This window comes from Natronococcus pandeyae (assembly GCF_008122205.1).
GTDB classification, from domain to species: domain Archaea; phylum Halobacteriota; class Halobacteria; order Halobacteriales; family Natrialbaceae; genus Natronococcus; species Natronococcus pandeyae.
The window spans coordinates 33,965-55,817 of the sequence record NZ_PHNJ01000012.1 but is presented as its reverse complement, the minus strand read 5'-3'; the positions used below and the strand labels follow the sequence as shown (position 1 = coordinate 55,817).

The 21,853-nt window shown below is 65.8% G+C and carries 21 protein-coding genes; 15 read left to right on the top strand and 6 right to left on the bottom strand.

The genetic code is table 11. The features are described 5' to 3' along the window. Position 1 precedes the first annotated feature (1 nt). The 5 genes from CV102_RS18715 to CV102_RS18695 all read left to right on the top strand — a co-directional run bounded on the left by CV102_RS18715 (position 2) and on the right by CV102_RS18695 (position 4,883). Positions 2-946 (top strand): 1,4-dihydroxy-2-naphthoate polyprenyltransferase, encoded by a 945-nt coding sequence (locus CV102_RS18715; RefSeq protein WP_148859551.1) that lies wholly within the window; start codon positions 2-4, stop codon positions 944-946. Continuing rightward, positions 943-2,004, top strand: coding sequence for a mandelate racemase/muconate lactonizing enzyme family protein (locus CV102_RS18710; protein WP_148859549.1), 1,062 nt, complete (start codon positions 943-945; stop codon positions 2,002-2,004). Before CV102_RS18715 ends, CV102_RS18710 begins: the two co-directional genes overlap by 4 nt. Continuing rightward, entirely contained in the window at positions 1,992-3,623 is a 1,632-nt protein-coding gene (locus tag CV102_RS18705; protein WP_233710741.1) for a class I adenylate-forming enzyme family protein, read from the top strand. Before CV102_RS18710 ends, CV102_RS18705 begins: the two co-directional genes overlap by 13 nt. Before the next feature lie 69 nt (positions 3,624-3,692). Beyond that, positions 3,693-4,460: an NRDE family protein gene (locus CV102_RS18700; protein WP_148859547.1), complete on the top strand. Its 768-nt coding sequence runs from the start codon at positions 3,693-3,695 to the stop codon at positions 4,458-4,460. A 72-nt stretch (positions 4,461-4,532) separates the two neighbouring features. Further along, the gene (locus CV102_RS18695; protein ID WP_148859545.1) at positions 4,533-4,883 is read left to right on the top strand and encodes a helix-turn-helix transcriptional regulator; all 351 of its coding nucleotides are present in this window, start codon (positions 4,533-4,535) and stop codon (positions 4,881-4,883) included. Between the two features lie 59 nt (positions 4,884-4,942). On the opposite strand, the gene CV102_RS18690 is transcribed toward CV102_RS18695, so the two are convergent. The 3 genes from CV102_RS18690 to gatC all read right to left on the bottom strand — a co-directional run bounded on the left by CV102_RS18690 (position 4,943) and on the right by gatC (position 7,021). Then, positions 4,943-5,356, bottom strand: a complete 414-nt coding sequence (locus tag CV102_RS18690; RefSeq protein ID WP_449289635.1) for a hypothetical protein — start codon at positions 5,354-5,356, stop codon at positions 4,943-4,945. Positions 5,357-5,462: 106 nt separating this feature from the next. Then, positions 5,463-6,740: an Asp-tRNA(Asn)/Glu-tRNA(Gln) amidotransferase subunit GatA gene (gene gatA, locus CV102_RS18685; protein ID WP_148859543.1), complete on the bottom strand. Its 1,278-nt coding sequence runs from the start codon at positions 6,738-6,740 to the stop codon at positions 5,463-5,465. 2 nt (positions 6,741-6,742) lie between these two features. Beyond that, entirely contained in the window at positions 6,743-7,021 is a 279-nt protein-coding gene (gene gatC, locus CV102_RS18680) for an Asp-tRNA(Asn)/Glu-tRNA(Gln) amidotransferase subunit GatC (protein WP_148859541.1), read from the bottom strand. A 191-nt stretch (positions 7,022-7,212) separates the two neighbouring features. On the opposite strand from gatC, the gene CV102_RS18675 reads away from it, so the two are divergent. The 3 genes from CV102_RS18675 to CV102_RS18670 all read left to right on the top strand — a co-directional run bounded on the left by CV102_RS18675 (position 7,213) and on the right by CV102_RS18670 (position 11,422). Then, positions 7,213-8,190, top strand: a complete 978-nt coding sequence (locus CV102_RS18675; protein WP_148859539.1) for a transcription initiation factor IIB — start codon at positions 7,213-7,215, stop codon at positions 8,188-8,190. A gap of 115 nt (positions 8,191-8,305) precedes the next feature. Beyond that, positions 8,306-8,431 (top strand): hypothetical protein, encoded by a 126-nt coding sequence (locus tag CV102_RS27065; protein WP_267903132.1) that lies wholly within the window; start codon positions 8,306-8,308, stop codon positions 8,429-8,431. Positions 8,432-8,695: 264 nt separating this feature from the next. Next, positions 8,696-11,422 (top strand): hypothetical protein, encoded by a 2,727-nt coding sequence (locus CV102_RS18670; RefSeq protein ID WP_148859537.1) that lies wholly within the window; start codon positions 8,696-8,698, stop codon positions 11,420-11,422. A 92-nt stretch (positions 11,423-11,514) separates the two neighbouring features. On the opposite strand, the gene nirK is transcribed toward CV102_RS18670, so the two are convergent. Next, a complete protein-coding gene (gene nirK / locus CV102_RS18665) occupies positions 11,515-12,627 on the bottom strand; it encodes a copper-containing nitrite reductase (protein ID WP_148859535.1) in 1,113 nt (370 codons plus the stop codon). Between the two features lie 177 nt (positions 12,628-12,804). Here nirK and CV102_RS18660 point away from each other — a divergent pair, with 177 nt between their 5' ends. The 7 genes from CV102_RS18660 to CV102_RS18630 all read left to right on the top strand — a co-directional run bounded on the left by CV102_RS18660 (position 12,805) and on the right by CV102_RS18630 (position 19,986). Beyond that, a complete protein-coding gene (locus tag CV102_RS18660) occupies positions 12,805-13,707 on the top strand; it encodes an alpha/beta fold hydrolase (RefSeq protein WP_148859533.1) in 903 nt (300 codons plus the stop codon). 135 nt (positions 13,708-13,842) lie between these two features. Next, on the top strand, positions 13,843-14,514 hold the full coding sequence (locus tag CV102_RS18655) for a helix-turn-helix domain-containing protein (protein WP_148859532.1): 672 nt from the start codon (positions 13,843-13,845) through the stop codon (positions 14,512-14,514). Between the two features lie 283 nt (positions 14,515-14,797). Further along, positions 14,798-16,633, top strand: coding sequence for a 4Fe-4S ferredoxin N-terminal domain-containing protein (locus CV102_RS18650; protein ID WP_148859530.1), 1,836 nt, complete (start codon positions 14,798-14,800; stop codon positions 16,631-16,633). Beyond that, positions 16,630-18,003 carry an NrfD/PsrC family molybdoenzyme membrane anchor subunit gene (gene nrfD / locus CV102_RS18645; RefSeq protein ID WP_148859528.1) on the top strand — a complete coding sequence of 458 codons (1,374 nt, stop codon included), beginning with the start codon at positions 16,630-16,632 and terminating at the stop codon, positions 18,001-18,003. Before CV102_RS18650 ends, nrfD begins: the two co-directional genes overlap by 4 nt. Continuing rightward, positions 18,000-18,308, top strand: a complete 309-nt coding sequence (locus CV102_RS18640) for a hypothetical protein (RefSeq protein WP_148859526.1) — start codon at positions 18,000-18,002, stop codon at positions 18,306-18,308. Before nrfD ends, CV102_RS18640 begins: the two co-directional genes overlap by 4 nt. A 168-nt stretch (positions 18,309-18,476) precedes the next feature. Continuing rightward, positions 18,477-19,568 carry an Mrp/NBP35 family ATP-binding protein gene (locus CV102_RS18635; RefSeq protein WP_148859524.1) on the top strand — a complete coding sequence of 364 codons (1,092 nt, stop codon included), beginning with the start codon at positions 18,477-18,479 and terminating at the stop codon, positions 19,566-19,568. A gap of 88 nt (positions 19,569-19,656) precedes the next feature. Next, positions 19,657-19,986 carry a cupin domain-containing protein gene (locus tag CV102_RS18630; protein ID WP_148859522.1) on the top strand — a complete coding sequence of 110 codons (330 nt, stop codon included), beginning with the start codon at positions 19,657-19,659 and terminating at the stop codon, positions 19,984-19,986. On the opposite strand, the gene CV102_RS18625 is transcribed toward CV102_RS18630, so the two are convergent. Continuing rightward, positions 19,955-21,088 (bottom strand): asparagine synthase C-terminal domain-containing protein, encoded by a 1,134-nt coding sequence (locus CV102_RS18625; protein ID WP_148859520.1) that lies wholly within the window; start codon positions 21,086-21,088, stop codon positions 19,955-19,957. The genes CV102_RS18630 and CV102_RS18625 overlap by 32 nt on opposite strands. Next, the gene (locus CV102_RS18620) at positions 21,085-21,771 is read right to left on the bottom strand and encodes a PHP domain-containing protein (RefSeq protein WP_148859518.1); all 687 of its coding nucleotides are present in this window, start codon (positions 21,769-21,771) and stop codon (positions 21,085-21,087) included. Before CV102_RS18620 ends, CV102_RS18625 begins: the two co-directional genes overlap by 4 nt. Positions 21,772-21,853 lie beyond the last annotated feature (82 nt).

The following is a 21,853-nucleotide window of genomic DNA, read 5'->3' as shown; positions in this document are numbered from 1 at the left end:
AATGAGTACGGCGGAAGTCGATATTTCGCGGACGAAAGCGTGGGTGATGGCCGCACGCCCACAGACGTTGCCGGCAGCGGCGGCGCCCGTCATCGTCGGGACCGGGCTCGCGGTTCACGAGGGCGTGTTCGCCCCGTTACCGGCGCTGATGGCGGTAATCGGTGCAGCACTGATTCAGATTGGAACCAACTTCGCCAACGACTACTACGACGCGATCAAGGGCGCCGATACCGACGATCGGGAGGGCTTTACGCGCGTTACCCAGTCCGGCCTCATCTCGCCGGAACGGGTCAAACTCGCGACGATCGTCACGTTCGCGCTGGCGATCGTCTCCGGGACCTACCTCGTCTACGTCGGCGGCGTGCCGATCCTCGTGGTCGGCCTCGTGAGCGTCCTCTGCGGGTGGGCCTACACCGGCGGGCCGTACCCGCTGGGCTACCACGGCCTCGGCGACCTGTTCGTCTTCGTCTTCTTCGGACTCGTCGCCGTCACCGGGACGTACTACGTCCAGGCTGCCTCCCACCTCGCGGAGCCGCTCACGACGACGATCCCCGAGGGAACGGTGACGCGTGAGGCGATCCTCGCCAGCCTCCCCATCGCCGGCGTCTCGACGGCCGTCCTGGTCGTGAACAACATCCGCGACAGAGAGACCGACGCCGAGACCGGGAAGCGAACGCTCGCCGTCCGACTGGGCTACCGGTGGAGCCGCGTCGAGTTTACCGGCCTGCTCGCGCTCGCCTACCTCACGCCGCTGTGGTTCTGGCTCGGCGAAGGGTTCGGTCCAGCAGTGTTGTTGCCGCTGGTGACGCTCCCCTACGCCGCGCTGATCACCCGAACCGTCTTTAGCCGGACTGACGGCGAGGCGCTCAACCCCGCCCTCGAGCAGACCGGCAAACTGCTCGCGATGTACGCGGCGTTGTTCGCCGGAGGGTTCGTGCTGCTATGACCGACGAACCAGCGTTCGATCTCGAGTACCGTCCGTTCTCGCTGCCGTTAACCACGCCGCTCGAGACCGCGAGCGGGTCGATCGGCTCCCGCGACGGATTCCTCGTTCGCATCACCCGGCACAGCGACGGCGCGGTCGGCTACGGCGAGGCGACCCCGCTCCCGGGCTGGACGGAGTCCCACGAGAACTGTGCCGCCGCACTCGAGCGGGCACAGCGGACGATCCGCACTCGGAACGCGAGGGAGGCGCTGGCGGCGGTCGACGAGGCGGTCGCCGCGAGACACGGCGTCTCGCTCGCGCTCGCGGATCTCGAGGCCTCGAGCGAGTCGACACCGCTCTACCGGTACTTCAGTCCGAACTCGCTGGTCGCGCGGGTTCCGGTGAACACCACGATCGGGGACCGATCGGTCGACGAGAGCGTGACGGCGGCCCGACGCGCCGTCGACCGCGGATTCGGCTGCTGCAAACTCAAGGTCGGACGACGGAGTGTCGACGAGGATATCGAACGAGTACGCCGCGTCCGTGAGGCCGTCGGACCGGGCGTCGAGCTCCGCGCGGACGCCAACGGCGCCTGGTCCTACGACGAAGCCGTCTCCGCGATCGAGGCCTTCGCCGACATCGACGTCTCGATCGTCGAACAACCGCTGCCGGCCGGCGCGCTCGAGGGCCACGCCGAACTCAGGGGGAACGGCGTCGCGATCGCCCTCGACGAGGGGCTGCTCGAGCACGGCGTCGACGCGATCTGCGAGGCGCAGGCCGCGGACGTCGTCGCCATCAAACCGATGGCCCTCGGCGGACTCGACATCGCCCAGCAGGTCACCGCGTGGATCGCCGAACTCGACATCACGCCGCTGGTGACGACGACAATCGACGGCGTCGTCGCCCGCACGGGTGCCACCCACCTCGCGGCGTCGATTCCAAACCTGCCGGCCTGCGGCCTGGCTACCGGCGAACTGCTTGCCGAGGACCTCGGTCGCGATCCCGTCCTGCTCGAGAACGGCTCGGCGGTCGTCCCGCAGGCGAAGGGACTCGGCGTCGAGGGGGTGTGGGAGGAGTGACGGGCGCGCCGGTCGACTGGCCGACCCGCGACCTGGTGACACACCGTACCCGGACGACGCCCCAGCGAACGGCCCTTGTCGACACCGAGACGGACGACGCCTGGAGCTTCCGCGAACTCGACCGGCGGGTCGACGACGCCGCACGGGGACTCCGGCGAGCGCTCGAGAACCCCGCCGACGATCGGCTCGGCATCCTGATGGACACCCGGCCCGCGTTCGCGACGGTCTTTTTCGCCGCGATGCGACTCGGCGCGACGGTCGTGCCGCTGAACGTCCGCGAGACGACCGGTGAACTCGTCACGAAGATCGACCGAACGGGGCTCGAGGCGATCGTCTGCGAGCGTGGCACGGAATCGAGCGCGATCGAGCTAGCGGACGAGGCGGCGCTCGGGAGCGAGTCCGTGTGGTCGGTCGACGATCCCGGGACGGAGCGGGTGCGAGCGTTGTACTCCGACCGGCGCGAAGCTGAGTCGGACCACGGAGAAGATCGGACCGTCGAACCAGTCCCGCTCGAGCGCGACGACGCACAGCTGATCATGTTCACCTCCGGGACGTCCGGCGAGCCAAAGGGGGTTCGACTGACCGTCGGCAACCTGGTCGCCAGCGCGACCGCCTCCGCGTTCCGGCTCGGCGTCGATCTCGACGACCGCTGGCTCTGCTGTCTCCCGATGTACCACATGGGCGGGCTGGCCCCCGTCGTCCGGTCGGTGCTCTACGGCACCACCGTCGTGATCCAGCGCGCGTTCGAGCCGCGCGAGACGGCGCGGGTGCTCGAGAGCGAGGACGTGACCGGTGTCTCCCTGGTTCCGACGATGTGCAAGCGGCTGCTCGACGCCGGCTGGGAACCCGCGAACGCGCTCCGGTTCGTCCTTCTGGGTGGTGCGCCGGCCTCGAGCGACCTGCTCGAGCGCTGCCACGCGGCCGGCGTTCCGGTCCACCCGACCTACGGGATGACCGAGACGGCCTCCCAGATCGCCACGGCGACGCCCGCGGAGACGACCCGTCACGAGGGAACGGTCGGCCAGCCGCTCCTCTTCGCCGACGTGACCGTCGTCGACGACGCCGGAGAAGCGGTTCCGGCGGGCGAACCCGGCGAACTCGTCGTCTCGGGGCCGACGGTGACGCCCGGCTACCTCGAGCCAGAGCAGATCGACGAGGCGTTCGGCGACCGCGGACTCCACACCGGCGACGTCGGCTACGCCGACGAGGACGGCCGACTGTGGGTGCTCAACCGCCGGAGCGACCGGATCGTCACCGGCGGCGAGAACGTCGACCCCGGCGAAGTGATCCGGCTGCTCCGCTCGCACCCGGCCGTCGCGGACGCGACCGTCGTCGGCCTCGAGGACCCCGAGTGGGGCGAGCGAGTCGGCGCACTCGTCGTTCCCGAAGCGGCCGACGAATCGGCCGGCGGACGAGGCGAAGCCGTCACCGAGACGCTCGACCTCGAGTCCGTGCTCGCCCACTGCGACGAGCACCTCGCGGGGTTCAAGCGGCCGAAGACGCTCGCCGTCGTCGCGTCGCTTCCGCGGACGCCGTCGGGGACCGTCGACCGCGAGGCGACGCGAACGCACCTGCTCGAGTCGGGGACGGACGTCTCCGACTGGTCGCGTTCGACGTAGCCCCGACGACCCCTCTCGCGGCCCTCGATCAGACACGAAGTTAAGGCGGTCGCGGCCCTATCCCGGATCGTGTGTACGCTCACGCTCGCCTGGCAGGTCTTCGACGAGGCACCCGTCGCGGTCGCCGCGAACCGCGACGAAGCGCTCGAGCGCGAGTCCCTGCCGCCCGACGTCTATCGCGAGAGTCCGCGCATCGTCGCCCCACAGGACGCCGAGGCCGGCGGGACGTGGATCGGTTACAACGAGGCCGGCGTCTTCGCCGGCATCACGAACCGCTGGGGCGACGCCGACCTCGCGGGTGAGCGATCGCGTGGACTGCTCGTCGCGGACGTGCTCAAGGCCGACTCCGCCGCCGAGGCGGCCACAGTCGTCGAGGAACAGACCGATGCCCTGGAGTACGAAGGGTTCTATCTCGTGATCGCGGACGAGACGGACGCGTTCTGCTACGAGTGGGACGGCACCCTCGAGCGGACTGATTTCGAACCCGGCGTTCACGTCGTCGTCAACGTCGCGGTCGACGACGACGCCCGGATCCCGGAGATTCGACCCGACGCGGCACGAGAACAGGCAGCGAACGCCCGCAGGGTGCGCCAGGAACTGGCTGCCGAATCCGGCGAGACGGCCGCGGAGTGGCTCGAGCGAGCCGGAACGGTGCTCAGTGATCACGAGTATGGCGTCTGCATCCACCGAAACGGGTTCGGCACCCGTTCCTCGTCGTTGATCGCGCTCGGCGAGCGGACGCGGTACGCGTTCGCTCCGGGACCGCCCTGCGAGACGAGCTACGAACCGGTCGCGGTCGGAACCGACCCGACCGAAGAGCGCGAAGGGCACATTTAAGCGGCTCGCTCTACCTCATACGTGTATGAACGCACTCCCGCCCGTAGCGGCGAGCACGGAGAGGTGGTCACCGTGAGCGTCTCTGCAACCGAAGCAGAACTCTCCGAAGACGAGCGTGCCGGACTCGAACTCGTCCGCGAGACTGGTGGTATCCACCAGAGCGACTTCTGGAAGAAACTCGACGTCTCCTCGCGCAAGGGGAGCCGGATCGTCGAGTCCCTCGTCGAGAAGGAGCTGGTCGATCGCGAGGAAACCGTCTACAACGGCCACAACACCTACTACATCTCGCCGACTGCACGGGATCTCGATTTCACCCTGTTGATGGCCGGCGACATGCTCTCGCCGTTCATCGGCGAGGACGAGGTCGATCCCAACAGCGACGCCTTCTCGCAGTGGATCATGAACCTCGCATACGAGGAGTAACGGCCGTTCCCTTCGAGCCGATCCCAACCGAGTCGACCGTCCGACGAGCACGAACGGGCTTACGTCGATTTGTACGGCCCGAACCGTCCGACGAGCACGAACGGATCTCGGTCTCGAGGGTCGTCGCCGTCGACGACACCGATTACCCGCCGGTGAACCGCTCGGGCGGCTCGCCGCTCGTTGGCGTCGAGATCGTGTTGCCCGCCGATGTCGGCCCAGAATCCGTCGTCGAACCAGAGGAACGTTTCCTCTCGTGACTGGTAGACCACGTCGGCTCGCTGAACGCCGTTCTCGACCGTGCGATGTCGGCCGGAGAGCTGTACTCTCGCGAGGATTGCCACGAGCTGTCGTCGTGATACCGGCATCTGTACTGCCACCTCGTCGATCGTCTCGTCGAAGTAGCCGTCGACGAGGTCACAGACGCGAACGAACTCGTCGAACGCGACCTCCTCGCCTGGTGCAATCTCTATCACACGACACCTGAGTGAACCGTTCGGTGATCTCCTATTCGCGAACTGTATATAAAAATAAACTGTTCGGAAATATTACTTGATGGCTGGTCGCCCCGACCGAAACGGGTTACCGACCGATCGCGCTGCCGGCGCGGATCAGTTGTTCCTCGCCGAACGCCGGACCGATGAGTTGGAGGCCGACGGGGAGGCCGTCGGTTTCGCCCGCAGGTACCGAGATCGCGGGCAGATCGGCCAGGTTGACCGGAACGGTGTTCGCGTCGGCGAGATACATCTGGAGCGGGTCGTCGAGGCTCTCGCCGAGTTCGAACGGCGGCACCGGCATCGTCGGCGACGCGAGTACGTCGGCCTCCGAGAGCGCCTCGTCGAAGTCCTGTTTGACCCACGCCCTGGCGTCCTGGGCCTTCTTGTAGTACTTGTCGTGGTAGCCCGCCGAAAGCGCGTAGGTGCCGAGCAGGATCCGGCGCTTGACTTCGTCGCCGAAGCCCTCCTTACGAGCCTGCGCGAAGGTTTCGTTCCAGTTGCCGTCGGCGTCGGCGTCGTGGCCGTACCGGACGCCGTCGAACCGGGCGAGGTTCGAGGAGGCCTCGGACATCGCGATCACGTAGTAGGCCTCGACGGCGTGCTCGACGGACGGAAGGCTGACCTCGTGGTACTCCGCCCCCTGGTCCTCGAGGTCGGCGATCGCGTCCCAGAAGGTTTCGACGACGCCCTCGTCGGCGCCCTCGAGCAGTTCCGTGGGAACGCCGATAGAGAGGCCGTCGACGTCGCCGGTGGCGGCGTCGGCGTAGCTCGAGTTGTCTTCGAGCGGAACCTCACGGGTCGTCGCGTCTCGGTCGTCGTCCCCAGCGATCACGTCGAGCAGTTCCGCGGCGTCCTCGACGGTTTCGCCGAAGGGGCCGATCTGCTCGAGACTGTTGCCGTAGGCGACCAGTCCGTATCGTGAGACCAGTCCGTACGTCGGCTTGATGCCGACGACACCGCAGAAGGCGGCCGGACAGCGGATCGAGCCGCCCGTGTCGGTGCCGAGCGCGACGTCGGCCTCGCCGGCGGCGACGGCAGCCGCGGAGCCGCCCGAGGAGCCGCCGGGGACGCGTCCGGGTGCCGCCGGGTTGTCCGTCGGACCGAAATAGGACGTCTCGTTGGTCGACCCCATTCCGAACTCGTCCATGTTCGCCTTGCCGACGATGGTCGCGCCCGCCTCTTTGAGCCGGGAGACGACCGTCGCATCGTAGGGCGGGACGTACTCCTCGAGCATCCGGGAGCCGCAGGTCGTCCGGACGCCCTCGGTGGAGATATTGTCCTTCACGGCGACCGTCGTACCGGCCAGCGGACCGTCGCCTTCGCCGTCGATCTCCTCCTCGGTGATGAAAATATTTGCAGACATAATCAGGAGACGTTCGGACCCTTGAAGTAGCCGTCCTCGGTTTCGGAGGCGTTTCGGAGTGCCTCGGCACGGTCGAGTGAGTCGCGTTCCTCGTCTGGTCGCATCACGTTCGTGAGATCTGCGTCGCGGTCGACCTCCGGTACCTCGTCGAGCGTCTCGAAGTACTCGAGAATGTCCGCGAACTGCCGGGTGAACTGGTCGACCTCGTCGTCCGAGAGGTCGACGCGAGCCAGCTCCGCGACGTGGCGGACCTCCTCGGGACTGACGGCGTCGTCGCTCATATGGTGTCCCACCGGCCTCCGGAGAGTAAGGGTTTCGATACCGCCGACGGGACACCGGTCGCTCGCTTCGCTCGTAGCGGACTGATGGCGCCCGAAACGCGCGTGAGACTATCGAAGTATTTAAGTGCATCGACTGCATTGCGATACAGTAGAGCGTTTTCCAGCCAGTTCCCTGACTGGATTTTCCCACGATGACAGACTCCACTATCCGAACCCGGAGCGACGAGCGACGCTCGAGCGAACGGGAGGAGACAGAAGAGCAGGCAGAACAGCGCGAAGAGTGTCCCGAATGTAGCGGCCGGCTCATCTCCGACGCCGAGCACGCCGAGACGGTCTGTGAGGACTGCGGTCTCGTCGTCGACGAGGGCGAGATCGACCGCGGTCCCGAGTGGCGAGCGTTCGACGCCGCCGAGAAGGACGAAAAGTCCCGCGTTGGTGCCCCGACGACCAACATGATGCACGACCAGGGGCTCTCGACGAACATCGGCTGGCAGGACAAGGACGCCTACGGCAAGTCGCTCTCGAGCCGCCAGCGCCAGAAGATGCAGCGGCTTCGAACCTGGAACGAGCGCTTTCGCACCCGCGACTCCAAGGAGCGCAACCTGAAGCAGGCCCTCGGCGAGATCGATCGGATGGCCAGCGCGCTCGGCCTCCCCGAGAACGTCCGCGAAACGGCGAGCGTCATCTACCGCCGCGCCCTCGAGGAGGACCTCCTCCCGGGGCGGTCGATCGAAGGCGTCGCGACCTCCTCGCTGTACGCGGCCGCCCGCCAGGCCGGCACGCCGCGCAGCCTCGACGAAATCTCCGCCGTCAGCCGCGTCGAGAAGGACGAGGTCGCCCGGACGTACCGGTACGTCATTCGGGAACTCGGCCTGGAGGTCCAGCCCGCGGACCCCGAGAGCTACGTCCCCCGGTTCGCGAGCGAACTCGACCTCTCCGACGAAACCGAGCGACGAGCCCGCAGCCTCCTGCAGACGGCCAAAGAGGAGGAAGTCCACAGCGGCAAGTCCCCCGTCGGCCTCGCCGCCGCCGCGATGTACGCGGCCGCGCTGCTGACCAACGAGAAGGTCACCCAGAACGACGTCAGCGAGGTCGCCAGCATCTCCGAGGTTACCATCCGGAACCGGTATCACGAACTTCTCGAGGCCGAGGAAGGGGCGCCGGTCTGAGCGGCCGCCCGCCGCGCGTCAACGTCGGATTGCGACTTTCGTAATCGATCACTAACCGAGATAGCGTTGAGCTAATCGATGCATACTGATACCCCGTTCGCTGGTTCGGTCCGGTATGACCTGTGACAACTGCCGAACCGACGAGGTCGCGTACACGCTGACGACGCACGTCGACTCCACACCCCGGGAGTCCGTCGATCTCCACTTTTGTTCGACGGGCTGTCTTCGAGCCTGGACCTGACGGCGGCTCGGTAGTGGGCCGTAACCGGGCCGTTTTCGGTCTTCGCGTTCGAAAAGAGATCGACGAATCACCGTGCCGAAACTCCGGCGCTCGAGCAGCGGTCTCGCCGTCGGTTTCGGCCCGTGAGGCGAGGCGTTCAGCGGCGCTGGCGAGCTATTTTCCACCGCTTAGCGTCTCGTTGGAGCGTAGTGTTCCGTCCAGCAGCGCAGCGCTCCAATTAATGTCATCGAAGCTTATTTACATTAGCTTTGATAATATATGGTCGTGAAATTCCCCTCCAGACGGAGCTTCCTTGCCAGTAGCGCCGTCACGGCCGCCGGCCTCGCCGGCATCTCGAGCGGATCGTCTGCGAAACAGGTCAGCACCGATTTCGATCTCGCCGACGGTGCCGAGAGCGCGCTCGGGTTGGTCCCCGCAGAGTCGGCCGCGGACGGTAACTACCCGATGGTGATCCTCGCCGATGTCGGGGAGGACGAGCACGATCACGGCTACGAGGTGCGGGAAGTCCTCCGGTCGGTCGACGACCTCGAGGCCGACGACGTCTCGCACGTCGCTGTCGCTCGCGTCGCGAAACCACGGGGTCAGATCGGCGTCGCAGTCGGATCCTTCGACCGGCCCGATCCGGGCGAGGAGACCGGCGAGCAGGGCGACTGGCGACTCGCGGAAGCGAACGATCGCAGCTACGCGACCGCGGAAGACCGTGTGGCGGTCGCGAGCGGCGAGGAGTCTGCGGACCTGACGACCGCGGTCGTCGACGTCGATGCGGGCGACACCGAGGCGTTTCTCGATGTCCGCGAAGACGCCGACACGGCGGTCGAACTGCTCTCCGACCAGCCGCTCGTCTACTTCGCCGCCGACGTCGAGGGGATGGGCTTCCCCGGTATCGACCCTGATACCCTCGACGCCTTCGCGGCGGGCTTTGCGCAGGCTCCGAACACGATCGAGGGCACCGTCGAGAATCGATACGTTCTGTTCCCGGCGACCGGCGTCGACTTCGACGACGAGACCGTCGAAGAGATCGTCACCGAGTTGGAGCCCGGCGTCCTGGCCGAGATGGACGTCGACCGTCAAAACGATATCGTCCACGCGACGGTGGTCGCCGAGGAGCCTCCGGAACGCGACCGCGAAGCGGCACCCGACGCGCAGATCGATGCCGAGGTCGACCACGACGAGGGCGTCGTTACCTTCCGCCACTGCGAGGGTGAGCCGATCGACGCCGACGAACTCGAGCTGTGGCACGATGGCGAACGCTCCGACGACGCGGCGATAGCGGAGTTCGACGTCTTCGAAGCGGGCGACGAGCTCGTCGTCGCCACCGATCCCCTCGCCACGGTCACGCTCCGCTGGTTCGACGAGGACGAGAACGCGTTCTACACGTACGCGACCTTCCTCGTCGGACAGAACGCCTTCGAGGTCGACTACGACTTCGACGCGGAGCGGTTGGAGATCGAGTACGTCGGCGAGCGGACGGCCGACCCGGAGAAGCTGACCCTCCAGTCCCGCTCCGACCGCGACGTGAAAACGCTCGACGGCTTCGCCGGCGAGTACGACGCGTTGTCCGCGGGCGATGCGACCACCGTCGACGGCGTTGGCGTCGGCGACCGCGTCTCGCTGGAACTCGACGTGCCGAACGAGCCGCGTCGGTCGCCGTCGCGGCTGGTCAGCTACCGGGTTCGGCCGCCGCGGATCCACCTCCATCGCCGACCGGAAGAGGGCGTCGTCGCGCGGTATCACGACGACCAGGCACGCGACGCCGCGGAGTTCCGTCTCCTGGTCGACGGACAGGAAGCGGAGACGCAGTTCGCTGACCTCGCGAACACCGTCGAGCGCGGCGACACCGTCGAACTCGGCGACTACGATATCGGCACAGAGCTAGCCGTCGAGTGGACCGTACCGGACGATCCGATGGAGATCGGCGATCTGGTCCTGTCTCCGCACGTCCGTACCAGGATGGAGTACGACGGCGACGACGGAACTCTAAGGATCGTTCACGACGAGGGCGACGTCGTCGACGCCGACGACCTCGAACTGCGCGTCGGCGACGAGCCGACGGACGTCCAGCCGGCCGACGAGCACGACCGGTTCGAGCCGGGTGACGAACTGAACGTCGAGGCGGAGCCGTTCGCGGAGAGCGAACTCTCGTGGACGCTCGAGGACGTCGAGCGCGAGTACACGCTCGGCCGGACGGTAATCGCCGCAGACACCTTCGAGGCGGAGTACGAACCCGACGCCGACGAGGTGAAGGTCACCTACGTCGGCGAGCAGCAGGCCGATCCCGAGCGGCTGGGCATCCACCGTCGGACACCCGGCTCGAGGGGCGCCGGCGAGCCGGCGCCACTATTCGCCGAGGCACACGACGCGTTAACGACGGGCGACGCGATCACGCTAACGGACGTCGAGGTCGAGGAGCGGATCCGCGTCGTTCTCCGCACCGACGAAGGCGGGTACCGCCATTCCGTCTTTCGCTTCACGCCCGAACCCCGCTTCGCGTTCTCCTTCAAATCCCGTGAGGACGGCGTCGTCGCCGTCTACAGCGACGATGTCGCCCGTCGTGCCGCCGAGTTCCGGATCCTCGCGGACGGCGAAGAAACCGCCGCTCAGCCGGTCGACGAGCACGATGTGCTCGAGAGCGGCGACGAGATCGAACTCGGTGACTTCGAGAGCGGGACCGAACTCGTCGTCGAGTGGACCGTCCCGGAGGATCCGCTCGAGGTTCGCGATCACACCATTACCCCGAACGCCGCCTTCGAAGTCGTCTACGACGACGAAGACGGGAAGTTAACCGTCACCCACGAGAGCGGCGATGAACTCGCCGCCGCGGACGTCCAGTTGTTCATCCGGCCCACACGGTCAGAGCCGGTGGCGTGGGGTGACGAGGGCACCGTCGCCGAGGGCGACAGCCGGACGGTCGAACTTGAGGAAGACCCGGAAGTCGTCTTCGTCGTCTTCCGCGAGCGAAAACTGCTCCACGAAAGAGAGATTAGCGACTGACCGGCGGCTCGCGGTCTCCGACGGTTAGAGCCGCCGATAGGTCGGCACCGCTCTAGATAGAGACCAAAAACGGAGCGGCTGGTCCGGGCAGATCACGGATTCTCGTCGTAGAGCTCCGGATCCGCCTCGCCCTGGACGTCGATGACGCCGAGCATCCCTTTTCGGACGACTCGCGAGAGCGCGTGGTCGACGATCTTGACCGGCCCGGGGACGTGGAACTCCATCTCGCCTGCGGTGACGGTCCCCGGGGCTACTGGCGCCGTCTCGATGTTCCGTCCGGGTTCCGAGAGCAGGTCGCCGTCGCGGTAGTACCGGCTCCAGACGTTCCCGATGGGGTGGAGCGCGCTGGTCAGGTTCGGCCCGCCGCTCGCGAAGTAGACCCGAACGGTCTCGCCGACTTCGGCGGTCATCGGACCGTAGCCGTCCTCAGTGAACGCGTACGCCTCGCCGTTGAGGAGGACGTAGGTCGGATCCTCGTCGGCAGTCGCGTCGAAGTCGTAGCTGTGGTGGCCCGCTTCGCCGGCCTCGCCGTCGGTGTACAGTTCGTGCTGGCCGAAGTAGAACTCCCGGTCGACCTCGGGGAGTCCGTCTTCGGGTTCGACGAGGATCGCACCGAACATTCCCAGGCTGATGTGCTGGTCCATGTTCGGGACCGCACAGTGGTAGATGTGAACTCCCGGGAACGTCGTTTTGAACCGGAGCCTGGCGGGTTCGTCGCCGGGGGCAACCGTGGTCGCCACCGCACCGCCACCGGGTCCGTAGACTGCGTGGAAGTCCACGTTGTGGACGTCGACGTTGTGCTCGTCAGGGACCTCGAAGGTAAGGTCGATCGTGTCCCCTTCTCGAACTCTGATCATCGGACCGGGGATCTGGCCGTCGTAGGTCATGTACGTGACCGTGACGCCGGGTTCGACCTCGGCCGTGATCTCGATCGTCTCCATCGTAATCTCGTGCGTTCGCGGTTCGTCCCAGTCGACCGGCGGCGGGATATCCATCGGATCCGCCGCGACGCGGTCGACGTCGACGGGCTCCGCCGCTGGTAGCCCCTCGAGCTCGGGTTCGGCGGCCTCTGCTGACTCGTTCGATTCTGAGCCAGTCTGCGGTTCCTCGGCGAGGCAGCCAGCGATCGCTACCGCACTGGCCGCTCCCACCGTTTGCATGAACGTTCGTCGGTTCGCCGTCGGTTGGTAAGTGGTTGCGGTCATTGGTCTTCTCCTCGTTTCAAGATATGGGTGTCAATGTAGTAACACCTGTAGACGATTCCCTGCTGGGAAGAAACGTGGCGAACGTGTTCGGGAAAACGCTCCTGCTGTCAGTCGGGCTGGATTGGTAACCGCGTCGCGACCGGTACGTAAATCCGGTCACCGACCGGAATCGAACGCATGGACGTGCCTCCAGCACCCCTCGAGACGGACGCGTCGATCCTCTCGTTTTCCGGGGCGACGTCGACATCCCGTACGGTGAACGGGGTTCGGCTACACGCCGTTACCGCCGGCGACGCGGACGATCCACTCGTCGTGTTGCTCCACGGCTTTCCCGAGTTCTGGTACACGTGGCGAGAACAGATCGAACCGCTGGTCGAGGCCGGCTACCGGGTCGTCGTCCCCGACCAGCGAGGGTACAACCTGAGCGAGAAGCCCCAGGACGTGCGAGCGTACCAGCTTCGGGATCTCTCGAGGGATATCGTCGACCTGATCGCGAGCGAGGGCCGAGAGACGGCACACGTCGTCGGTCACGACTGGGGTGGCATCGTCGCCTGGGACCTCGCGCTCCGGTTCCCGGACGTCGTCGATCGGCTCGCGGTCGCCAACGCGCCCCACCCGGTCGCGTTTCGCCAGCAACTCGCGTCGAACCCGGAACAGATCCGTCGAAGCTGGTACGTGCTCGCGTTCCAGTTGCCGTGGCTTCCCGAGCGGCTCGGTCGGTACGACGACTTCCGGGCCCTCGAGCGAGTGCTTCGGGAGACCGCATCCCCCGGGGCGTTCACCGATGCGGATCTGGTCCACTACCGGCGAGCCTGGGGCCAGGCTGGCGCGCTCACCGGCATGCTGAACTGGTACCGGGCGCTCGCCCGCTATCCGCCGGATGCGCCGCGAGACCGCCTCGACCAGCCGACACTCGTCGTCTGGGGCGAGGAAGACGAGGCGCTCGTCCCCGAACTCGGACTCGCGAGCGTCCAGTTCTGTGAGCGAGGTCGACTCGAACGCCTCCCTGAGACGAGCCACTGGGTCCCCCACGAGAAACCAGAGCGGGTGACCGAACTGTTGCTCGACCACCTGCGCTGATAGCCCCTCGACTGGAGGACTGCCCTCGAAGCGGCGGAGAGGGACACCAAGCGAACATGTTCGCCAGATATTCCCGCTCCATAGGAATGAAGACGGAAGTATTTGACAGTACGATCGTACGGATTACACGTTTGCATGGCCCAGGCGACACTCACCATCACGATGCCCGAGCAGGTCTGGATGTGGCAGGTCTCGACGGCCTTCCCCGAGACGACGTTCCGAATGCTCGAGGCTGTCCCGGGTGCGGGATCGGGCTTTGCGCTCGTTCGTCTCACCGGCTCCGAAGTCGCCGAGGCAGTCGACGAACTGGACGATCACCCGCAGATCTCGAATCTCTCGACCGTCGGACGGACCGACGACGAGAGGACGGTTCATTTCGATACGACGGCACCCCTGCTGTTGTTCTCCTCTCGCGAGGCTGGAACCCCGATCGATCTGCCGGTCGAAATCCAGGACGGCGAAGCGGTGGTCGACGTCACGGGATCGCGGGAACAGCTCGCAGCGCTCGCCGATCGGCTCGAGCAGGTCGGCCTCCGGTATCGGATCGAACGCGTTCAGGAGCAACTCTACGAGAGTCAGCTTCTCTCGGAACGACAGCTCGAGGTCGCCGTCACGGCTGTCGACGAGGGGTACTACGATACGCCACGACGTTGCTCGCTGACGGAGTTGGCCGACCACCTGGGCATCGCCAAGTCGACCTGTAGCGAGACGCTCCACCGGGCAGAAGAGGCGATCGTCAAGCGGTTCGTCGAGGAGTTTCCCGACGGCCGTTCCGAGTCGCTCGAGGACCAGCTCGTGAGCGATTGACCGGGATAGAAGGATATGGGCCGAGACGATGGGACACGGTGATGAATCGTGCGGCTTTCGACTCGACGACGGTGCCGATGGAGGTGGCCGGGAGCTGCGCTCGTTTGCGAGCTGGACCAATATATAGAGGCGAATATGTTCGCAACCATTCTCAGTAGTTGGAAATCGACTCGATAGTTCAACAAGGTCTAGTCGTGAGTGCGGGATAGAGGAGACATATGACTGTATCCAACTACGTACTGGCGTGTAACCGAACCGCCACGTCCAGAGGTGTTCTCCGGTAATGAGCACGGACGACGAGTCGTTCCATCCGCTCGGTGAAGAGTGGGAGAACGATCTCGAGGGAATGCTCGACGACACCGAGTACGACACGGATCTCGGGATGGAGATGGCCGAAGACGCGATGCGGGTGACGAAAGGCGAACTCTCCGAGGCCGACTTCCACGAGAAGTACCACGAGGACGTAATGGAGGAGTTCGGCGAGGACAACCGCCCGACCCAGGAAGCCTACGAGAACGCCCAGGAGGAAGCGAAGGGCACGTTCTCGAGCATGCTGGAGAAGTTCGAGGGCGACGGCGAAGAGCCCCGCCGTGACGTGATGAAGAAGATGGGGGCCGGCGCCGCTGCCGTCGGCCTCGGCGCCTGGGCTACCGTCGACGACGGCGACCAGCAAGCGCTCGCCGCCGCCCAGGACGAGGACGACGAATCGGGCGCGCCGGGTGCCGACGAGGGTGACGTCCAGTGGGGGATGGCCATCGACCTCGAGCGCTGTGACGGCTGTCTCTCCTGCGTGACGGCGTGTTCGACCGAGAACAACCTCGACCAGGGCGTCAACTGGATGTACGTCCTCGAGTACGAGGACGCCGGTGCGCCGAGTAGTACGAGCCGAAACCGACTCGTTCGGCCGTGTCAGCACTGTACTGACGCGCCCTGTGAGAAGGTCTGTCCGACGACGGCCCGCCACACTCGCGACAAGGACGGACTCGTGCTGACCGACTACGACGTCTGTATCGGTTGTCGCTACTGTCAGGTCGCCTGCCCGTATGGCGTCAACTACTTCCAGTGGGACGAACCGGACGTCTCCACGGACGAAATCGCGGACGTACACGGTGTCGAACCCGGCGAGCAGGGCGACCACATGACCTCCGAAGACGACCGCTGGGTCGACAGCCGCGCACCGCGTGGCACGATGAGCAAGTGTACGATGTGTCCGTCCCGCCAGGACGGTCACATGGGTGACGAAGCGGTCGGAACGACGGCGTGTGAGGAGGCCTGTCCGCCGGACGCGATCCAGTTCGGCAACATGAACGACTCGACCAGCGACCCGCAGGCGTACGCTGGCAATCCGAGTCGCGGCCGGACGCTCGCACAGCTCAACCCACCGTCCGCTGACGAACTCGAGGAGGACCTCGAGGACGCCGACGACGACCTCGAATCCGTCATCGAGGCAACCGACCTCGAAGAGGACGAACTCGCCCTGCTGATCGCCGTCGAAATCACCGGCGAAAACATGGGCGAGGGCGACGGTGACATCGCCGAGTACGAGGAGGATGTCCAGGAGGTCCTGGACGCGCTCTCCGACCACGGCCTCGACCTCGAGAGTCAGGAACTGCTCTCTCAACTCGACCTCGCCGACGAACCCGACCTGGCAGAAGAGGGCGAAGGCGACGAAGAAGGCGTCGACACCGACGAAGAGGAAGCCGGCGACGAGAACGGTGACGACGAGAACGGCGACGACGAGAACGGTGACGACGAGAACGGCGACGACGAGGAAGACGAAGAAGACGAGGAAGAGGAAGCCGACGACGAAGACGAAGAAGACGAAGACGAGGAAGAGTTCGAGCCGGACGAGGAAGCGGCCCAGTTCCTGCTCGAGCAGTTCGCCGGGACGCCCGCCTCGAACTTCAAGCTCCTCGAGGACGTCGGAACCAACCCGAACATCATCTACCTCGGCAACGAGCCCGGTCCAAACGCGGAACAGACCGAGCCGACGGGAACTGGTGTTCGGTACGAGGACCTCAGCTACGAACGTGCGGACGGCGAGTCCGTGAGCCTCGTCGACAACCGCAAGGACGTTCTCGACGAGGAGACGGTCGGTGACGCCGGGGTGTCGCTATGAGCACGAAGACGCCAACCGAGGCCGACATCCTCCGTCCGATCCAGAACACGTCGAAGAAGTTCTTCGTCCTGTTCGCCGTCTGCGCCCTGGCGCTTGGAGCGTTCCTCGTCGCCTGGATGTACCAGCTTCAGCAGGGGATGATCGTCACCGGGCTCTCCGACTGGGGGAGCGGTGGCGGCGTCACCTGGGGACTGTACATCGGCGCATTTATCTGGTGGGTCGGGATCGCCCACGGCGGCATCATCCTCTCGGCCGCAGTCAGACTGCTCGGGATGGACCGCTACATGCCGGTCGCCCGTCTCGCAGAGATGCTGACGCTTGCCGGCCTCTCCGCCGCAGGCTTCTACATTCTCGTCCACATGGGCCGTCCCGACCGAATGGTCACGAGCGTCCTCGGACACTACCACATCACGGTCAACAACTCGCCGCTGGTGTGGGACGTGACGGTCATCACGGCTTACTTCGTGCTGACCGCGACCTACCTCGCACTGACGCTCCGCTACGACATTACGCGACTTCGCGACCAGCTTCCGGACCACTTCAGTCCGGTCTACGACGCCATGACGCTCGGTTACTCCGAGCAGGAAGACCAGATCATCGAGCGGATGGTCTGGTGGCTCGCACTCGCGATCATCATCATGGCCCCACTGCTGCTTCACGGCGGCGTCATTCCGTGGCTGTTCGCCGTGCTGCCAGGTATGCCGGCCTGGTTCAGCGCCGTGCAGGGCCCGCAGTTCCTCACGATCGCACTGACGTCGGCGATCAGCGGCGTGATCCTCGTCGCTGCCGCCTTCCGGCGCGCCTACGACTGGGACCACATCATGACCGACGACGTCTTCCGCGGTCTCCTGCTGTGGCTCGGGTTCTTCTGTCTGCTGTTCCTCTGGCTACAGCTTCAGCAGAACGTCGTCGGACTCTTCGCAGCGCCGATCGATACGGCCGTCGCACAGGAAGCGACGCTGTTCCACCCGGTCTACCTGCTCTCGATGGGACTCGTCTTCGGGACGCTCGTCTTCATCTTCGCACAGACGATCCGTCCGGCGCTGTTCACTCGACTCCGCGCCATGATCGCCGGTGTGCTGGTGCTGTTCGCGACGCTCATCGAGAAGCTGCTGTTCGTCGTCGAAGGGTTCATGCACCCGACCTTCGAGATCTACGCGGCGACCCCCGGTGAGTACTTCCCGAGCGCGATCGAGTGGCTCTCCCTGCTCGGAACGATCGGCATGGTGACGCTGTTCTTCCTCGTCATCGCCAAGGTCGTCCCCGTGGTCGAACTCCACGCGATCGAACACCTTCGCGGCGATCACGGTCACGAACACGAACACGAACCGGTAGAGGAAAGTACGAAGAAGCCGGAGGTTGAAGCATGATTCCGGCACTTTCGAACGCCCTCACGCACGTCCTCTACCACGGGTACGACGGGACCGAGGGTCTGACCGGCTTCCCGAACATCGGAACGTACCTCATCTTCGCTGTGGTCCTCGTCCCGGTGTACGTTATGGTCGCCGCGTGGTTCCTCGGCGAGCCACGCGAGACGGGCACCGGACTGCTCGGTGTCTCCTATCTCGTCGCGATTACGGCGCAGATGTGGATCGGGATGTTCATCCTGACCGTGATCATCGGCATCGTGTTCTACGGCGGGATGCCCGAACCGCTCGCGTCGCCCGGACCGTAACGCGACCGATCGCCGTTTCGCTCGTTTTTTGCGCTATCGACGACAGTCACTGATCGCTTCCGTCTCTGTTCACCGTCGTTCGTTCTCGTTACCCTGGTTTTCAGGGTCCGAACCATCACACGTATCCCGTTCCGCGCCTACCATTCGCGTAGAGCATCTCGACGCACCATGAGTATCACAGAACACGAACTCAAGATCAAACTCGAGGGCATCGAAGATCCGGATATCGGCGAGGACATCGTCACGCTCGGACTCGTCAACGACGTCACGATCGACGACGAGACCGCCCGGATCTCGCTCGCGTTTAACGCACCGTACGCCCCCTCCGAGATGGAACTCGGAAATCGGATCCGAGAGGTCTGCGACGAGGTCGGACTCGAGGCCGACCTGCGCGCCCACGCAGGCGCGGAACACGGCTTCGACGACGAGGTCCTGCCGCGGGTGCGCAACGTCATCGCGGTCTCCTCGGGAAAGGGTGGCGTCGGGAAGACGACCGTCGCGGCTAACATCGCGGCCGGCCTCGAGAAACGCGGCGCGATGGTCGGCCTCCTCGACGCCGACATTCACGGCCCGAACATCCCCCAGATCCTGCCGGTCGAGAGCGACCCCGGCGTCACGCCGAACGAGGACATCGTCCCGCCGCGCTCCGACGGCGTCCGGGTGATCAGCATGGGGTTCATGATGGAAGAGGACGACGACCCGGCGATCCTCCGTGGCCCGATGGTCAACAAGTTCATGATGAAGTTCCTCGACGGCGTCGAGTGGGGGCGCCTCGACTACCTCATCGTCGACCTGCCGCCGGGCACCGGTGACGCGACGCTAAACCTGCTGCAGTCGATGCCGGTTACGGGCGCGATCGTCGTGACGACGCCACAGGAGATGGCGCTGGACGACACCCGAAAGGGGGTCCAGATGTTCAACAAACACGACACGCCCGTCCTCGGTATCGTCGAGAATATGAGTTCGTTCGTCTGTCCGAGCTGTGGCGACCAACACGGACTGTTCGGAACCGAAGGTGCCGACACGATCGTGGACAAGTACGACGTCCCGATGGTTGGCAGAGTCCCGATCCACCCCGACTTCGGCGCGGACGGCAGCAAGGGTGCGCTCGTCAAGGACGACGACAGCGAAGTGCAGGACATCCTCGAGGAGATGGTCGGCAACGTCGCGGATCGGATCGGCGAGGCCAACCGCCGCACGGTCGCAAAGAACACGTCCGACGAGCCGGCCGACGCTCTTCCGACCGAGGTCGAGGACTGACTCCCCGTACGGATCGACGGCTCTTCTGAAGACGACGCCAGTTCCGCCTGTCCGAGATTTATACGATCCCGGTCCGAACGGGAGACCGATGACGCTCGACAGATACGCCGAGACGCTCACCGACCTCGAGCCAGCCGACGGCGAGGTCGAAACCGCCGAACTGGTCGTCGAAGACGACGTGCTCGTGAAGGCCTTCGCGCTCGGGCCGGGCGCGACGCTCGAGCCCCACGAGCACGGCGACAGTACGAACGTCTTTCACGTCCTCGAGGGGACGGTGACCGTCCTGCAGGGCGACGAACGAGAACAGGTCGAGGCGCCCGGCGTCGTGCTCCACGAGCGCGGCGTCGAGCACGGTGCCGAAAACGAGACCGACGAGACGGTGATCTTCACCGCGAGTCTCTGCCCGCTCCCGTCGTAGTATTCCCCTCGAGCAGCGACTCGACGTACGTCGTAACGTGGTCGTCCATCCGGCGCTTGTAGCCGGCCTGGCGGGCGAGTCGGTCGAGTTCGCGGGCGACGAGGCTGCCGTACTGGACCGCCTTCTTGTCCCGGCTGGCGACTTCGTCGGGCAGATACTGCGCCGCCACGCGTCTGAAGCCACGCTTCCGGCTCTTCTCGTCGGCCAGTAGCTCGTCCGGCAGCCGCAGCGCCGCGTCGATCACGGCGTCGTGAAGCAGCGGCGCGACGGGCTCGAGGCCCGCCGCCTCGATCGCGCGGACGTCTCTCGGCAGCTGTTCGGAGAGACTGTGGATCTGTTCGCGGACCGCACCGCGGACCGTCTCGGCCTCGACACGGTGGTCGAGCCGGACGACTTTCTCGTAGCCGCCGAACAGTTCGTCGGCGCCCTGGCCGACCGCCAGCGCGTCGTAGCCGTCGGCGGCGACGCGCTCGCCGACCAGATAGAACGGAAGCGCGATCTGGACGTCCATCGCGTTCGTCCGGCCGATCGCACGGGCGACCTCTGGAACCGCTCGCTCGAGGTCCGCGGGCTCGAGGTCGACGACCAGCAGATCGCGATCCATCGCTGTGGCGGCCGTCCGGGCGGCCTCGACGTCGTGGCTGTCCGGGAAGCCGACGACGTACAACGGCGCGTCGAGCAGTTCGGCGACCAGTGCCGAGTCGACGCCGCCGGAAAAGGCGACTGCGACGTCACGGTCGTCGGCTCGAATCTGGTCGGTGGCCATTCGGATCGCTCGATCGAGTGCCTCGAGCGCAGCGTCCGGATCGCTCTCGGGCGTCGGTTCGGGAAGCGGCCAGACGCGCTCCGGGTCGGTTCCGTTCGACTGCGAGACCGAACCTGCAGGAAAGTGGACCGGGTTCTCGAGCGCGTCCGGTTCGAACGCCCACGTCGGCTCGGTCGACTCGTCGGCTTCGCGGTCGACGAACAGCGGCACTCGTCCGAGCACGTCGCGTACGAGTCGGCCGTCGACCTCGCCGGCGAAGCCGAACGTTCCGGGGAGCGGCTCGCCGGTCTCGATGGCGTCGCGAACGGTTTTGGGGTCGGCGCCGCGGAGGCTCATTTAAAAACTCCCAGGACGGTGTTCCTGATGCGCCGCGTGACGCCGCCGCCGAACTGGCGGAAGCTGATGTGCCACGGCGTTCGTTTTCCTTCGACCGAGGTCTTCCCCTCGCGGATCGCCTCGAGGATCGCGTCGGCGGAGCGCTCGTCGGCGTCGACCCGGGTGACCGCCTGCCCGACCATCTCGCTGATGTGAGCGTCGCTGCCCGCCGTCATCGGGAGACCGCGGGAGCTGGCGAACCGTTCGGCCTGCCGGTTCGCCCGGCCGGTCAGCAGCCGCGAGTTGTAGACCTCGATGGCGTCGCCTTTCGTGAGTTCGTCGCGCGATATCCTGGCCGTCACGCCGTGTCGCGACTGCTGGAACGGGTGCGGGATCACCGCCAGTCCACCCTGGGAGTGGATCTCCTCGAGGGTCTCCTCGTAGGAGAGCCCCGGCGGGATCGCTTCTTCGACGCCCAGGCCGAGGATGTGGCCAGCCTTGCTCGAGATTTCGATCGCGGGAATGCCGACCAACCCGTAGTCGGACGCGCGTTCGGCGGCCTCGAGACTCGCGCTGATCTCGTCGTGATCAGTCACGGCGATCGCGTCGAGTCCGACGGCTTCGGCTTGCTCGAGGATGAGATCGATGGAGTCGCGCCCGTCGTAGGACAGCGACGAGTGGACGTGGAGTTCGACCGACAGCACGCGTGAACGTTGTTCGCGATCGGTCAAAAGCGCCCCGATACCGGCTCGCGAGTGGAGAAACGGGACGATCGGTGAGAAGCCT